Annotated in this window: 18 protein-coding genes; 9 read left to right on the forward strand and 9 right to left on the reverse strand. The window is 44.5% G+C overall.

The annotated features are described in order from the left end of the window. Positions 1-43: 43 nt before the first annotated feature. Positions 44-1,498, reverse strand: a complete 1,455-nt coding sequence (locus AB4512_RS04915; RefSeq protein ID WP_017060710.1) for a M48 family metallopeptidase — start codon at positions 1,496-1,498, stop codon at positions 44-46. 178 nt (positions 1,499-1,676) lie between these two features. Here AB4512_RS04915 and AB4512_RS04920 point away from each other — a divergent pair, with 178 nt between their 5' ends. After that, on the forward strand, positions 1,677-1,916 hold the full coding sequence (locus AB4512_RS04920; RefSeq protein WP_017060709.1) for a sulfurtransferase TusA family protein: 240 nt from the start codon (positions 1,677-1,679) through the stop codon (positions 1,914-1,916). Further along, complete coding sequence (locus AB4512_RS04925; protein WP_372174544.1) at positions 1,909-2,985, forward strand: AI-2E family transporter; 1,077 nt, start codon at positions 1,909-1,911, stop codon at positions 2,983-2,985. The genes AB4512_RS04920 and AB4512_RS04925 overlap by 8 nt, the downstream gene beginning before the upstream one ends. 136 nt (positions 2,986-3,121) lie before the next feature. On the opposite strand, the gene bcp is transcribed toward AB4512_RS04925, so the two are convergent. Further along, positions 3,122-3,592: a thioredoxin-dependent thiol peroxidase gene (gene bcp, locus AB4512_RS04930; protein ID WP_017060706.1), complete on the reverse strand. Its 471-nt coding sequence runs from the start codon at positions 3,590-3,592 to the stop codon at positions 3,122-3,124. 12 nt (positions 3,593-3,604) lie between these two features. After that, entirely contained in the window at positions 3,605-4,147 is a 543-nt protein-coding gene (locus AB4512_RS04935) for a glycine cleavage system protein R (RefSeq protein WP_017060705.1), read from the reverse strand. 374 nt (positions 4,148-4,521) lie between these two features. On the opposite strand from AB4512_RS04935, the gene dapA reads away from it, so the two are divergent. Both dapA and bamC read left to right on the forward strand, forming a co-directional pair. Beyond that, positions 4,522-5,400: a 4-hydroxy-tetrahydrodipicolinate synthase gene (gene dapA / locus AB4512_RS04940; RefSeq protein WP_017060704.1), complete on the forward strand. Its 879-nt coding sequence runs from the start codon at positions 4,522-4,524 to the stop codon at positions 5,398-5,400. A gap of 48 nt (positions 5,401-5,448) precedes the next feature. Further along, complete coding sequence (gene bamC, locus AB4512_RS04945) at positions 5,449-6,495, forward strand: outer membrane protein assembly factor BamC (RefSeq protein WP_372148755.1); 1,047 nt, start codon at positions 5,449-5,451, stop codon at positions 6,493-6,495. Between the two features lie 161 nt (positions 6,496-6,656). Here bamC and AB4512_RS04950 read toward each other — a convergent pair whose 3' ends face one another. From AB4512_RS04950 to AB4512_RS04965, 4 genes are all read right to left on the reverse strand, one after another. Then, positions 6,657-6,866: a DUF2897 family protein gene (locus AB4512_RS04950; RefSeq protein ID WP_017060702.1), complete on the reverse strand. Its 210-nt coding sequence runs from the start codon at positions 6,864-6,866 to the stop codon at positions 6,657-6,659. Between the two features lie 8 nt (positions 6,867-6,874). Beyond that, a complete protein-coding gene (locus tag AB4512_RS04955; protein ID WP_017063385.1) occupies positions 6,875-7,549 on the reverse strand; it encodes a M15 family metallopeptidase in 675 nt (224 codons plus the stop codon). Between the two features lie 45 nt (positions 7,550-7,594). After that, positions 7,595-8,731 carry a succinyl-diaminopimelate desuccinylase gene (gene dapE / locus AB4512_RS04960; protein WP_372174546.1) on the reverse strand — a complete coding sequence of 379 codons (1,137 nt, stop codon included), beginning with the start codon at positions 8,729-8,731 and terminating at the stop codon, positions 7,595-7,597. A 97-nt stretch (positions 8,732-8,828) separates the two neighbouring features. Beyond that, positions 8,829-9,176 carry an ArsC family reductase gene (locus AB4512_RS04965; RefSeq protein ID WP_065103115.1) on the reverse strand — a complete coding sequence of 116 codons (348 nt, stop codon included), beginning with the start codon at positions 9,174-9,176 and terminating at the stop codon, positions 8,829-8,831. A 205-nt stretch (positions 9,177-9,381) separates the two neighbouring features. Here AB4512_RS04965 and AB4512_RS04970 point away from each other — a divergent pair, with 205 nt between their 5' ends. Beyond that, positions 9,382-9,669 carry a helix-turn-helix domain-containing protein gene (locus AB4512_RS04970; RefSeq protein ID WP_029223467.1) on the forward strand — a complete coding sequence of 96 codons (288 nt, stop codon included), beginning with the start codon at positions 9,382-9,384 and terminating at the stop codon, positions 9,667-9,669. Positions 9,670-9,742: 73 nt separating this feature from the next. Here AB4512_RS04970 and AB4512_RS04975 read toward each other — a convergent pair whose 3' ends face one another. Continuing rightward, positions 9,743-10,078 carry a DUF4156 domain-containing protein gene (locus AB4512_RS04975; protein ID WP_229633341.1) on the reverse strand — a complete coding sequence of 112 codons (336 nt, stop codon included), beginning with the start codon at positions 10,076-10,078 and terminating at the stop codon, positions 9,743-9,745. Positions 10,079-10,090: 12 nt separating this feature from the next. Continuing rightward, positions 10,091-10,435, reverse strand: a complete 345-nt coding sequence (locus AB4512_RS04980; protein WP_017110359.1) for a DUF2956 domain-containing protein — start codon at positions 10,433-10,435, stop codon at positions 10,091-10,093. A 109-nt stretch (positions 10,436-10,544) separates the two neighbouring features. On the opposite strand from AB4512_RS04980, the gene AB4512_RS04985 reads away from it, so the two are divergent. From AB4512_RS04985 to AB4512_RS05000, 4 genes are all read left to right on the forward strand, one after another. After that, positions 10,545-11,006, forward strand: a complete 462-nt coding sequence (locus tag AB4512_RS04985) for a DUF2919 domain-containing protein (protein ID WP_032500395.1) — start codon at positions 10,545-10,547, stop codon at positions 11,004-11,006. Positions 11,007-11,071: 65 nt separating this feature from the next. Next, entirely contained in the window at positions 11,072-11,995 is a 924-nt protein-coding gene (locus AB4512_RS04990) for a Dyp-type peroxidase (protein WP_102326347.1), read from the forward strand. 121 nt (positions 11,996-12,116) lie between these two features. Next, positions 12,117-13,250, forward strand: a complete 1,134-nt coding sequence (locus tag AB4512_RS04995; protein WP_017063389.1) for a flagellin — start codon at positions 12,117-12,119, stop codon at positions 13,248-13,250. A 297-nt stretch (positions 13,251-13,547) separates the two neighbouring features. Beyond that, entirely contained in the window at positions 13,548-14,681 is a 1,134-nt protein-coding gene (locus AB4512_RS05000; RefSeq protein ID WP_102300543.1) for a flagellin, read from the forward strand. Positions 14,682-14,861: the final 180 nt, after the last annotated feature.

The following is a 14,861-nucleotide window of genomic DNA, read 5'->3' on the forward strand; positions in this document are numbered from 1 at the left end:
GCTTTCTTTTTATTCTGGTAACGAGCTGTTACCAGTAAACACTCTATTGTAGCGACAAGAAGCGCTCTCGTTGAATCATTAGCTGATCAATTCGAGCGTCGTAGCGTGCTTGTTTTAGGCTTCCTAATTCTGCGATTTGGCTTGCTTGCGTGTAGTACTGAATCGCTTTGTTCCAGTTGGCTTGCAGTGCCAAAATTTCTGCACGAGCAGCCAGTTCTTCGTCGCTATTACCAAGGCTCGTATTTACTTTTGAAAGTAAGTGCCAGCCATTGGTGTCATTCGGGTTATCGTGCGTGTAACGCTGCAATACGCGAACCGCTTCTTGAAGATCTTCATTTTCAATCAGTGCGTTGGCGTAGTTAATGGTCAGAACCGGGTTGTTTGGTTGACGAACCAGTGCCGATTTAAGTTCTTTAATCGCAATCTCAGGCTGCTTCTTCTCGATGTGCAGATCCGAAATAGCATCTAGATAAAATAGGTTGGTTGGATCGCTGTTAATCAGCTTGTTCAGGATGGGCTCTGCTTTGTCTAATTTTTTAGAGTCTAGGTAAACCAGTGCTTGGCCATATTCTAATGACGGAACCAAAGCTTTAGGGGCTTTCTTTAGCTGACGCTCAAACCAATCAAGAGCAGCATCATTATTAATGCCAGCATAGCGCGCAACAATGCGGGCTCTTGCTAGGTGGTAGTCCAGAGAGGGAGCCAGTTTCAGTGGCGGGTAACTACGAGCACGAGCACGTGAATCGGTAATTCGGTCTTCTGGTAATGGGTGAGTCAGTAGCATTGGCGGTGGTGTGCTCGCATAGCGATATTCATCAGCTAAACGGCCAAAGAAACGTGGCATCGCATTCACATCAAACCCAGCTTTTGCTAGCGTGTTGATACCAAAGCGGTCGGCTTCTTTTTCATTACTACGGGTGTAGTTGATTTGGCTTTGCATATTACCCGCAGTCGTTGCCGTTAGGGCTGCAATGCCGGCTTCAGGAGCTGCAATTGCCAGTAATACAGAGGCTGCTAGCGCTGCAATGGTTGCTGGAGAGCGGCGCGCTTGGTCTTCCATACTACGCGCTAAGTGACGTTGGGTTACGTGCGCGATTTCGTGCGCTAATACAGAAGCTAATTCACTTTCAGATTGTGCATGCAGGAATAGACCTGAGTGCAAAGCAACATAACCACCAAAGAAAGCAAAGGCGTTGATGTTGCGGTCACGGATCATAAAGAACTGGAAAGGTGTCTTTACATCATTTGCGTTCGCGACCAGACGATGGCCAAGAGTATCAATATATAGATTTAGAACTGGGTCGTTTACGATAGGCTGGCTACTTCTGATGATGCGCATGTAGGCATCACCATAGATAAGCTCTTGGTCGATAGTGAGTGTGCCGCCAGCAGCGGTACCGATATCTGGTAGCTCCAAACTATTGGTATTCGCCATAGTTGGGGTGCTTAATGTAGCTGCGATGCATAAGCAAGCAATTGAGCGAGCGCGTTTAAACATATTAGTCAGTAATACTCCGTTTCTTCTGACAGTAAGACAAGTGCAATGGAAATTGGTTCTTTATCTGATTTAACCTTTGCCAAGTGCGTGCGCTATCATGAAGGAGGATGAATGAATGATGGCGCGTTTTCAAAAACAGATTACAATACGACCCTTATAATAAGCATCGAGCTCAAGAATGACACCTAATATTCTAGATTTACGCCAAGAGCGCTGTCCAATGGCGCTATTATTAGCCAAGCGTCACAGTGTAAAGTTAGAAGTAGGGCAGTCATTGTCAATTTATGTGTCTGATAACAGTTCGATGAAAGATATTGTTACTTATTTGTCTAAGCAAGCCTATGACGTCATCACTGAGGTTTGCTCTAATTACCATCATCTCCTCGTCACTAAAAAGGAATTGCAGTCAGATGCTTGAAATGGTCAATCGTTGGTATAAACGACGTTTCTCTGATCCCCATGCTGTCAGTTTGGTTGCCATCATTCTCTTCGGCTTTATTACGATCTACTTCTTTGGTCACCTAATTGCGCCACTCTTGGTTGCGATTGTGTTGGCTTATTTGCTTGAGTGGCCTGTTACCCAACTTCAAAGACTCGGTGTTCCAAGAACGCCTTCGGTGATGTTGGTGATCATGATGTTCTTTAGCGTGATGCTACTTGCGATCTTTGGCTTGGTACCAACCATTTGGCAACAAGTGGGCAATCTAATTAATGATATCCCAAGCATGTATGGCAGCTTGCAAAACTTCATTGCGACGATTCCTGAACGCTATCCAGAATTAGCTAACCTGCAGATCGTTGAGTCCATTATGTCTAACGCCAAGAACAAAGCGTTAGGTTTTGGTGAAAGTGTTGTCAAAGGTTCTCTTGCTTCTCTTGTGAGCTTAGCGACCTTAGTGGTTTACTTGATTCTTGTACCACTGCTTATTTTCTTCTTGTTAAAAGACAAAGAAGAGATGATCAGAATGGCGAGCGGTGTACTTCCTCGAAATCGTCGTTTAGCGACCAAAGTATGGGAAGAGATGAACCAGCAAATCTCGAACTATATTCGCGGTAAAGTCTTAGAGATTTTAATCGTTGGTGGTGTCAGCTACGTAACCTTCGCGATTCTGGATCTGCGTTATTCAGTCTTGTTGGCTGTCGCGGTTGGTTTCTCAGTACTGATTCCTTATATCGGCGCGGCGGCTGTGACTGTTCCAGTAGCGATTGTTGGCTTGTTCCAGTGGGGATTAGAGCCTCAGTTTTACTGGTTGCTTCTCGCTTACGGTATTATCCAAGCGCTAGATGGTAACGTGCTCGTTCCTGTTCTTTTCTCTGAAGCGGTGAACCTGCACCCAGTGGCCATTATTGTTGCCGTGTTAGTGTTTGGTGGACTGTGGGGATTCTGGGGCGTGTTCTTTGCTATCCCGTTGGCAACGTTAGTTAAGGCGGTTTGGAATGCCTTACCGAGTCACGCATTAGACGATGACCCCGAACATCAAAAGTAATTGATCTTGTTATAGAAAAAGGCCGAACATCCATGATGTTCGGCCTTTTTGCTCTTAGCTTAATCATTAGCTTAATGAGTGTTGCTATTGCCTTAGAAAGTGATGAATCTAAGTCATTAACTCACTCAAATCGCCCTTAAGCTTCTTGATTGAAGTAATCTAGAACCACTTCGTGGTGAGTCTTAGTCTTGAACTTGTTGAAGACATGTTCAATCTGACCTTCTTCATCAATTAGGAAGCTAATACGGTGCAGACCGTCGTAGATTTTACCCATGAATTTTTTCTCGCCCCAAACGCCAAACTGTTCAGCAACGCTGTGGTCTTCATCAGATAGCAGGGTGAAGTTTAGAGATTTCTTCTCAACGAAGTTTGGTAGACGTTTTACTGGGTCAACACTCACACCTAGAACAACCACATTTAGGTCATCAAGCTGTGTTTTGATATCACGCAGGCCTTCCGCTTGCACAATACAACCTGGAGTCATTGCTTTAGGGTAAAAATAGAAAAGTACTTTTTTACCTTTGAAGTCCCCAAGAGATACGATATTGCCATCTTGATCTGGAAGAGAAAAAGCAGGTGCTGGAACACCAGCCGTTAGCGTATTCATGACATTTCCTTTTTAAAGACTGTTTTTGATAAAGTTGAGCGAGCCTTGGACTGATAGGCTCTGACACAGCGAATCGAATTCTTCTTGTAGCTGCATCAAATTACATTCTGATTGCACAGAAGCGGTAATAGAGATATGGAATTGGTCGTTGTCGAGTTGAACCTTAGATTTATTGATGGTTCGTGCACTTAACGAATCGAGGCCGATGTTTCGGTCTGCGAAGAACTGGGTAAACTGCTCAGTAAGTCCGATTTTATCGTCTGACTCAACGAACACCTCTACTGTGTAAGAGTTCTCAATAACATCATGAGTTGAGGTTCGCTTCATAATCGTAATCAAGTCGTGCTCTTGTCCAAGCAAGGGCAAGGTGGTTTCAACGCGGGTAATGTTGTTTGCCTTTCCAGACAGCAGCATGATAAGCGTAAATTCTTCGCCAAACAGGGCGATACGGCTATCAATAATGTTACAGCCTGATTGGGTGACTAAATGAACCACTTGGTTGCATACACCTGGGCGATCAGTGCCCACAGCTGTGATTACTAGATGTTGAGTCATAAAATCACGTCTCTTTATATTCCATTGATTCATGCATGTTAGCACAGTTAGCTCGTGGAATAAGCGTGCGTGCGGGGCTTTTTATGTGCGACCTTGCTTCGAACATGCAACCAATGATAAGAATATCGAGCGCGTTAAAAAATGAGATAGAGCGATGAGAGCACAGCTTACTTGTTACTGACATCCAGTGATGTGCTATCCGCTAGATTGAGTGCAGGTTACCCAAATTCTAGGTAGAACGCCGTTAGAAGTCGTTTTACCTCAAACATACGACAATATTTAATGCAGATGTTGCCGGTAAGCCACTTTAATGTCTTGTGTTTATTGATTGGCTTACAGTAACATGCAAAAAGAATAAATTAAGGGAGATAGACATGTTTTCAGGAAGTATCGTTGCGCTAGTTACGCCATTTAATACAGATGGTGAAGTGGATTTCGACAGCCTTAAAAAGTTAGTTGAGCACCATATTGCTGCAGGTAGTGATGGTCTGGTTGCGGTTGGCACAACAGGTGAGTCTTCAACACTCACTATTGAAGAGCATGTCAAAGTCGTCAACAAGATCGTTGAATTTGCTGATGGTCGTATTCCCGTTATCGCTGGTACAGGTGCAAATGCAACTCATGAATCTGTTCTATTCAGCCGTTTGTTGAATGGTTCTGGTATTGCTGGTTGCCTGAGCGTAACGCCTTACTACAACAAACCGACTCAAGAAGGTTTGTACCAACACTACAAAGCGATTGCTGAAGTCAGTGACGTTCCACAAATTCTATACAATGTTCCAGGTCGTACTGCGGTAGACTTGTTGCCAGAAACGGTTGCTCGTCTTGCTGAGATCGAAAACATCGTTGCACTGAAAGATGCGACGGGTGATCTCGACAGAATTGCAATTCACCGTGAACTTTGTGGCGAAGACTTTATCTTACTAAGTGGTGATGACTTAACAGGCCTAGAATTTGTTAAGCGTGGTGGCGATGGCGTGATCTCTGTAACGAACAATGTTGCAGCCGCTGATATGGCAACCATGTTCAAGCTAGCAAAAGAAGGTAAGTTTGAAGAAGCGGAAGCGATCAATGAGCGTTTGATGCCTCTACATAAGAATTTGTTCGTTGAGTCTAACCCTATTCCCGTAAAATGGGCGGTTCATAAAATGGGTCTGATTGCTGAAGGTGGCTTACGTCTACCGCTGACTGAACTGTCAGAGCCAGCTCAACCTGTTGTTGCTCAAGCAATGACTGAAGCGTGCATTTACTAAAACGTATGAAGTGATGCCGAAGCGAACCTTCGGCATTTAGGAGTATAAATGAAGTATTCTCACCAGCTAGTGATTGGGTCACTGGCTGTTTTCGTTCTTACAGCATGTTCTGGCAACCCGACTCAACGTCGCCAAGCCAAAGATGATTTCGAATACTTAGAAACACCTGAGTTTTCACAATGGCAATTGCCTGTAGATGCTCAGCCTCAGTTCTACCCAAATTTTGACATCCCAAGCGGTGAATTCAGTGGTGGTACTGGTCGTGAAGTGGATATTCGTCCACCGCAACAGGTTCTTGAACTGATCCCGGGTGCTCGTGCTGAGCGTCAAAACGGTGAAGTGACACTATGGCTTCTTCGCGCAGAAGAGGCAGACCGCGTGTGGCAAACGGCTGTAGATATGCTGGCTCAGCGTGGCATTGGTATTCGTGAGCAATCAGAGAATGAGATTGAGACCGATTGGGTAACTTGGGTTTCTGAAGATGAAGACGTAGAGATTGGTAGTCGTTACTCTATGTCTCGTTTCCAAGCGAACAACCGTCACGGCTTCAAGATTAACCTGATTGATTGGCGTGAAGGTACTGAAGAGAAACCGGTAACGGCAACCAATAAAGAGCGTTACAACGCGTTTCTGACTAACCTAGTTATGGCTAAGTACGATGAAAACCTTCGTGCTGAAGCAGCGCTGAAAGCGCAAGAGTTGGTGAAGCGAATCCCAATCTCAATGGGTGCGGACCGCAGTGGTTTCCCTGTGATTATTGCTCGTACACCATACAATGTATTCTGGCAGCGCCTGCCTAACTTGTTGCCTGCTATGGGCTTTGAGCTTGAAGAACGCAATCAATCTCAGGGTACGGTGAAGGCGAAGTACGCAGCACCAGATGATGAGTTCTGGGAAGAAATTGGCCTACAGCCTATCGATTTAGCGCCAGGCACTTACAACTTCCTATTTGGTGACCTTGGCAACCGTACGTCAATCAACGTAACGGATGCATCAGGTAAGCCAGTAGAAGAAGAGCTGCTTAAGTCTATGGTTCCGGTATTAGCGCATATTGCTGACCAAACCAAAGATGACAAAGAAGCGAAAGCTGAGTAGTCATTCAAGCCGTCACAAGCTGAGTTAAATCAGCCTTGTGATTAGCAAAAGCAAATAAAAAAGAGGACACACTGTGTCCTCTTTTTTATTGTATTCGTTGTCATCAGGCTACATTGGTCAATCAAAATTGGTCAATCAAGCTGATTAGCCAAAGCAAAAGGCTATGCGTCTTTATTGTCTTTGGATTCTTCTTTTTCAGCTTTCTCTTGGTTAAGTTTATCCGAGCGATTGAGCTTATCTAAATCTCGCTCAGTTTTACCACGCCCCGTCAGATCCATATTGGCTGTCTGTTTGAGCGCTGCGATGTTACCCACAACAACGCTAACTACGATGATGATGATAACCCAAGGGTTTGTAAGCCACTCCAACATAAGCGCTCCTAATGACTGATATTCGCTACGAAGCGTGCATAGATCTCGTCTAGCTGCTCCATAATAATCTCATACCCTAATACTGGCTTAGATTGGAGTTGCTTGCCAAGTAAAGTCGGAGATAACTGTGATAAACACGACTCCGATACTTTGCGATGACTGATATGCCATGGTTCGATCGCCACACCACCCAAATCTTGGCTGTAAGGAAAGAAGAAACCAAATTGTGCAGCATGAACTGATAGCCATTGGTAAAACGATTGCTGGTGGCCAGTAAGGTATTCCCATGGTTCTAATTGCAGATGTATGCCTTCAGGTAAGTGGTTACGAGCAAAGACATCGAAGTCACAACCCCAATGATGACGACTCGCGCCGGGAAGCGCAGACCATCTCAGGATAGCCGATAGCTTTTGTTGTTCGGTCAGTTTTGAAGCATCAAGAGGTTGGCTTTCTGAATCTAATATCGGAGCTTCGCCAGAAAACTTACGGTTCCAAATCAGAGATTGCCTTTCATAGTCGCGAAAGCCACTGGCAATCTCCATTTTAAAACCAGCGAGCTGAGCAGCTTCAATCAAATTATTCAGGTCATTCTTAACCTCACTGTGAACCAAGAAGGTCTTGGTGCCGATCAGGCTAGGCTCTAGATGAGAATCTGATTGTCCGGTAAGCTGCTCTGGTGTCATAACGAGTCTCTCAATAATTGGATGCTATGAATCGCTGATGAAAGACTATTTAGCGAATAGGTTCACTAATGTTCTTTCGTACATGTCAGTTAGCTTTTCTAAATCGGCTACCTTCACGCATTCGTTAACCTTGTGAATCGTTGCATTCACAGGGCCTAGTTCAACCACTTGTCCGCCCATACGTGCAATAAAGCGACCATCAGATGTACCGCCAGTCGTTAGCAGTGCTGGTTTCACATCATTGACGTGACCCACTGCATCAACAATAGCATCAAGCAGTGAACCTGCGTCTGTTAAGAACGGGTCGCCATTGAATGTCCATCTTAGGTCGTATTCGAAATCATACTTGTCGAGTGTCGTTGTGATGCGCTCAACGATGATGTCGTTGCTTAACTCTGTACTAAAGCGTAGGTTAAACTGAACATTAAACTCACCAGGGATCACGTTTGAAGCACCAGTACCCGCACTCACATTTGGAATTTGGAAACTGGTTGGCGGGAAGTAGTCATTTCCTTTATCCCACTCGGTAGTAGCCAGTTCATTGATCGCAAGCAGAGAGCTATGTACCGGGTTGTTCGCTAGGTGAGGGTAAGCAACATGACCTTGTGTGCCTTTAACTGTTAGATCACCCGTGATAGAACCACGACGGCCGTTTTTCACGACATCACCGACGTACTCAGTACTTGATGGTTCACCCACAATACACATGTCGATGTTCTCGCCACGAGCCATCAGAGCTTCAACAACACGTACCGTACCGTTGATGAAAGGACCTTCTTCATCTGACGTGATAAGGAAACCGATTGAGCCGGTGTGATCAGGGTGTTTAGCAATGAACTGTTCTACTGCAACGATCATTGAAGCTAGAGAACCTTTCATATCTGCCGCGCCGCGACCGTGCAGGAAGCCATCTACGATAGTCGGTTCGAATGGTTTAGTGTTCCATTGCTCAATTGGGCCAGCAGGTACAACATCAGTGTGGCCAGCAAAGGCAAAGAGAGGCGCTTCTGTACCACGGCGCGCCCAGAAGTTCGTCGTATCTTCAAATACCATCACTTCGATTTCAAAGCCTAATGCTTTTAAGCGTTTAATCATCAGATCTTGGCAGCCTGCATCTTCAGGGGTTACCGATTGACGGCTGATTAGGTCTTTTGCCAGAGCCAAAGTTGGGCTATCTGTCATCCTTGAATTCCTTGTTTAAATAAAACGTCTAGTCATTAATTGTTGAGCGCTGAATAGGGGAGGTTCAACGCTTTGTTATTTATTCTAATACTACTAATTACGCAAAAATAGCGGCATATTGATCAGCTTTAAAGCCGATGTGAAGCTTGCCATCAACGTTCAAAATTGGGCGCTTGATCATTGCCGGTTGTTCAACAAGCAGAGCCACTGCTTTTTCTTCCGTTAGCGTGTCTTTTTGTTCTTGAGTCAGTTGGCGATAAGTCGTACCACGTTTGTTTAGCACCAGTTCCCAACCAAGTTCTGAACAAAAAGTTTTTACCAGCTCTTCGTTGATGCCTTGTTTACGATAATCGTGAAATTCGAACTCAATACCTTCAGCTTCTAGCCATTTTTTTGCTTTTTTGATGGTGTCGCAGTTCGGAATGCCAAACATAGTGATAGTCATTATTCTTCCTTTGGGTGATTTTATTTCGTTGTTATGAGTTGAATCCTATCAGGAAGCTGCAATTCAGACAAAATAGAGTGAGGAATATTTCATAGAGTGAAAAAAAACAGTAAGAAAATGTCACTATTGGAGACTTATTGATCAGCCTCAACATGTTGTCAGCGAAAAAAGAAATAATTGAGTTGCACATATATAGGAGGTGTCAATGGAGTTGAGTCCTGTTTTTGCAAGGCGGCTATATTTAGCATTGTTAGTGGAAAGCCTTGATAGGCCAAATGTGCCTAAACTCATCGAAAAAACGGGTTGGCCTCGTCGTACTATTCAAGATGTACTCAAGGCGTTACCGGGGATCGGTATCGAACTTATGTTTGTTCAAGATGGGCGACGTCATAATGATGGTTATTACCAGTTATCCGACTGGGGGCCATTTGATAGTCAATGGGTGATCGAACGTAAAGGCGATATAGCAACAAGCCTTGGATTTAGTGCATAAGCCAGCGAAAGCTGGCTTTCTTTTGGGCGCCATAAAATCAAAGCATATCGAGATGCCGATTTACTGATTAACTTTATCCCTTACACAGATAGGCTGTGCCAAGCATAGTGACGGAAGTACTAAAGTCTTGGGGAAGTGTGAATATAACGGTGTCCGCACCTAATTCAATGGCGTTGAATTTTAACTCGTTCATTGCGCCTTGAATCAGCGTGTCATTTGGGAAAAATAGGTAGCTGTACCAGTGGCCTTCGCTGCCGGTGACTTCCCCTTTGTACTCGCACTTGCTGATATTAATCAGTCCGTGATAATCCATTTGTACTTGGTCAGCTTCGCTATGCGGGACTGTCGTCGGTGTCGTGCACCCTAATAACATGCCAGTCATAGTGAAAGCGACTAATTCCTTTTTCATACGTCAACCCTGCTATTTCATCAAATAAATCGCGAAACCAACCCAGCTTGCGATCAATAGTAACCACGGCAATTTACTGGCGTGATTTGATGTTGTTTCAATACTCGTGTCTACATTGTTCTCTTCGTCTAGATTAGCTTGTTGAGTCTGCTTCTCTTTCTGTACACGTTTCTTTGCTTTATCAGCTTGGCGACTGCGTTCTTTTTGCTGTTTCTTGTAAAGTGCGATGCCTTTCTCGATACCTTGAGCAATCAACTTCGTTTGTTCTTTGGTTTGAGCTGGCTTTTGCGTCGCTTTGGCTATCTTCAGTGCTTCTTGTTGAGATTCAACAGACGGTGTATTAGTTTTCTTTTTCATACTGAGTTCGATAATTAAAACGGATTAACCAATAAGATAACGCAAACCTAGTTAAGTATGAATGATTTGCGTTAAAGTGTTGGTTTGAAAATAAGTGAAAGTGAGATTTGTGCGGTACTCCATAGAACAATACGACAAACACGGCTTTTTGAAAGCCCCGATCTTATTATGGTTAGGTTGGCTATTTCTGGCGAAAGCTTTGGTCGTTTTCATTGTTGCTGGCGCAAGCCGAGAGTCGGGAACGGATATCCTCGAAATAATTTACCCTGACCATCAGATGTTTTATGTCGGAATTGCTTTAAGTATCCCTAGCTTGCTACTGATGTGGTTGTTTGGACTTAGAACACCAGATAGAAAACGCCTCAATAAAGTCGTGTCTTGGGGGCGTTGGGTCACTATGATGGCTATCTTGGCGCAGGGGTCTCATACCGTTTATTTAATCTATTTGGATAACGGATGGTTCCGTTGGTCAAATGGCATCACCCTGTTGTTGCTCCTATGGTTAGCGCTTTTTCTAACCAATAGTCATGCCGCTAGGGATTGCTTTAAAGTGGTTGAGCTCGAAGACTGATTCTTATCAAAACATTTGTCCCATTCACAATTATACTTAGAAGCTAAAAATGAAAGGATTAATCTATGCTTAACATCTCAAATGAGCAGCCTAACGTTCAAAGTGCTATCTTGCCAGAAGCTGGGCCTTTCGCTCTTTACGTTCAATTAAAAGTGAATGCTAACGCTGCTAACGTATTAGCTGAAATTCAAAAGCTTCCGACTCTAATCGACGAGCTTAACCAAACTCAACCAGATGCGAACTTAACGGCGTCGGTTGCGTTCTCAAAAGCTTTTTGGGATAAGTTCGAGCAAGCTGCTCCCTCTGATCTAATTGATTTCCCTGCGCTTGGTGAGGGTGACGTCACTGCACCGAGCACATTGTCTGATGTTCTGATTCACTGTCATTCAAATCGACACGATCTGCACTTCTTCATCCTACGTAAATTGCTATCTGAAGTAGCAGCGGACGTTGAAGTAGTAGATGAAACCTACGGTTACCGCTTCCTAGATTCACGTGACATGACCGATTTCGTTGATGGCACAGAAAACCCGAAAGACGCACAGCGCGCTGAAGTGGCGATTGTGCCTGAAGGTGAGTTCGCTGGTGGTAGTTATGTGATGGTGCAACGTTTTGTGCATAACCTACCTGCTTGGAACCGATTGAATGTATCGGCACAAGAGAAAGTGGTTGGCCGAACTAAACCTGATTCAATTGAGTTAGATGATGTTCCTGCGGCGTCTCACGTTGGCCGTGTGGATATCAAAGAAGAAGGCAAGGGGCTTAAGATTGTTCGCCACAGTCTACCTTACGGTACTGCTACGGGCGACCACGGCTTATTGTTCATTGCTTACTGTAACGTTCGTCATAACTTCGATGCGATGTTAGAGAGCATGTACGGCGTAACTGATGGCAAAACAGACCAACTGCTTCGCTTTACTAAAGCGGTGACTGGCGCGTATTACTTTGCTCCTTCAACTGAGATGTTGAGTGCATTAACGATTAAGTAAGTCGTCTCAAAAAGAATAAACAAAGGGAGCCTCAGGGCTCCTTTTTTATTAAAGCTTTATATGAATTGGTCGATATAAGAGCAATCGTGAGTTTTATTCCTCTTTTTGTAAGCGAAGGTCTATGGCTATAACTGTTAATACCAATGTCTCAGCGCTGGTGGCCCAGAGAAACCTCTCTAATGCCAATAACATGCTGAACCAATCTTTGGAGCGCTTGGCTTCAGGGAGTCGTATTAACAGCGCTAAAGACGATGCGGCTGGCTTACAGATCTCAAATCGATTAGAAGCACAGATGAGTGGCATTGATGTTGCTGTTCGAAATGCTAACGACGGTATCTCCATTATGCAGACTGCAGAAGGAGCTATGAATGAAACCACTAATATCATGCAGCGCATGCGAGACTTATCCCTACAAGCGAGTAACGGCTCGAATAGTTCATCGGAACGAATCGCTATTCAAGAAGAAGTCACCGCGTTAAATGACGAGCTGAATCGAATTGCCGAAACCACTTCATTCGGTGGTAAAAAACTCCTTAACGGCAGTTTTGGGCACACCTCGTTTCAAATCGGCGGCAGTTCGGGCGAAGCTGTGCAGATTGGTTTGAAAAGCATGCGTACTGATGACATCAACATGGGCGGCTTTAGCTACGTTGCTAATGGCATGGCCAGTGATTCATGGGAAGTGAAATCAAACCAGAATGATATGACGATGTCGTTTACGGATCGTTTTGGTCAGCCTCAAGAGATCACCATTAATGCGAAAGCGGGCGATGATATCGAAGAGTTGGCGACTTACATTAATGGTCAAACGGATCTCTTATCGGCTTCTGTTAATGATGACGGACAACTTCAGATTTATATGTCAGGTGAAGATACCGCGGGTACCATCTCTTTTTCAGGTTCATTAGCCAGTGAGCTTTCGATGTCAGCGGGCTATTACGAGTCAGTTAATGACATCAATGTAACGGATGTGGGTGGTGCTCAGCGCGCCGTCTCTATTTTGGATACGGCGATGAAGTATGTCGATAGCCATCGCTCTGAATTAGGGGCAATGCAAAACCGCTTTGATCATGCCATTAACAATCTTGAAAACGTTCATGAGAATTTGGCGACATCAAACAGTCGAATCAAAGATACCGACTACGCCAAAGAAACCACTCAAATGCTCAAGCAACAAATACTGCAGCAAGTGAGCACAACGATACTCGCTCAAGCCAAGCAAGCGCCGAATCTAGCTTTAACGTTATTAGGTTAATGAATTACCTACAATCTTATAAAAGCATTTCAGCTTGGCCGGTGCTTTTTGGCGAATAAAAATACAATTTCTCACTCGACTGACTTCCCGGCAACTTTAGCGATTTTCTCATCTTTTTTCTATAATTTTACGACCAGTCACGCTTTCTTCTGTTTTACCGCTATTTCTTTAAATTTGTTGTTTTTTTCCTAAAGGTTTCGCCAATCACGCCGTTATTAAAAGTAACTTAGAGATAACTACTTGGTTTTCCGAGACGTCGGAAACCGCTATACCGGAAAATCAATTGGAGAAGTCACCATGGCAGTGAATGTAAATACAAACGTTTCAGCGATGACAGCGCAACGTTACCTAAACAATGCAAACAGCGCACAACAAACATCAATGGAGCGTCTAGCTTCTGGCTCAAAAATCAACAGCGCAAAAGATGACGCTGCGGGTCTACAAATCTCGAACCGTTTGAACGTTCAAAGTCGTGGCCTTGATGTTGCTGTACGTAACGCGAACGACGGTATCTCAATTGCACAAACTGCTGAAGGTGCAATGAACGAGACGACTAACATCCTGCAACGTATGCGTGATTTGTCTCTACAATCTTCAAACGGCTCAAACTCAAAATCTGAGCGTGTAGCGATTCAAGAAGAAGTAACAGCACTGAACGACGAACTGAACCGTATCGCGGAAACGACGTCTTTTGGTGGTAACAAGCTGCTTAACGGTACTCACGGTACTAAATCATTCCAAATCGGTGCGGATAACGGTGAAGCTGTAATGCTTCAACTGAAAGACATGCGCTCTGATAACGCTCAGATGGGTGGTAAGAGCTACCAAACTGAGAACGCGAAAGACAAAGACTGGAACGTTCAAGCGGGCTCTAACGACCTAAAACTGTCGTTCACTGACAACTTCGGCCAAGCACAAGAAATCGACATCAGCGCAAAAGCGGGTGATGACATCGAAGAGCTAGCGACTTACATCAACGGTCAACAAGATTCTGTTAAAGCGTCTGTTACTGAAGACGGCAAGCTACAAATGTTCACAGGCAACAACAAAGTGAGCGGCGATGTGTCTTTCTCTGGCGGTCTTGCGGGCGAGCTAGGTATTCAAGCAGCTAAAGACGTAACGGTTGATACTATCGACGTAACATCTGTTGGCGGCGCACAAGAGTCTGTAGCAGTAATCGATGCGGCCCTTAAGTATGTAGACAGTCACCGTGCTGAGCTAGGTGCTTTCCAAAACCGTTTCGACCACGCTATCAGCAACTTAGACAACATTAACGAGAACGTTAACGCATCTAAGAGCCGTATTAAAGATACCGACTTCGCGAAAGAAACGACTCAGATGACTAAGTCTCAGATCCTTTCTCAAGCTTCAAGCTCGATTCTTGCTCAAGCGAAGCAAGCACCGAACTCGGCACTTAGCCTACTAGGTTAATCGATTGAAAAGCCACGTTGACCGATAGTGTTGACGTTAGGCTTCCACAAATTAGCTCGTGGTGAGAGATGAGCGCTAAACAGACCCAGCTTCGGCTGGGTTTTTTATTGCCTGAAATTTGGAGAAGAGAGGGGAGTTGTGGTGTTGGTAGTTGATTGGAAAGCGAGATTCCCTATCACG

This window comes from Vibrio sp. 10N.222.52.B7 (assembly GCF_041474275.1).
GTDB classification, from domain to species: Bacteria; Pseudomonadota; Gammaproteobacteria; order Enterobacterales; family Vibrionaceae; genus Vibrio; species Vibrio crassostreae_C.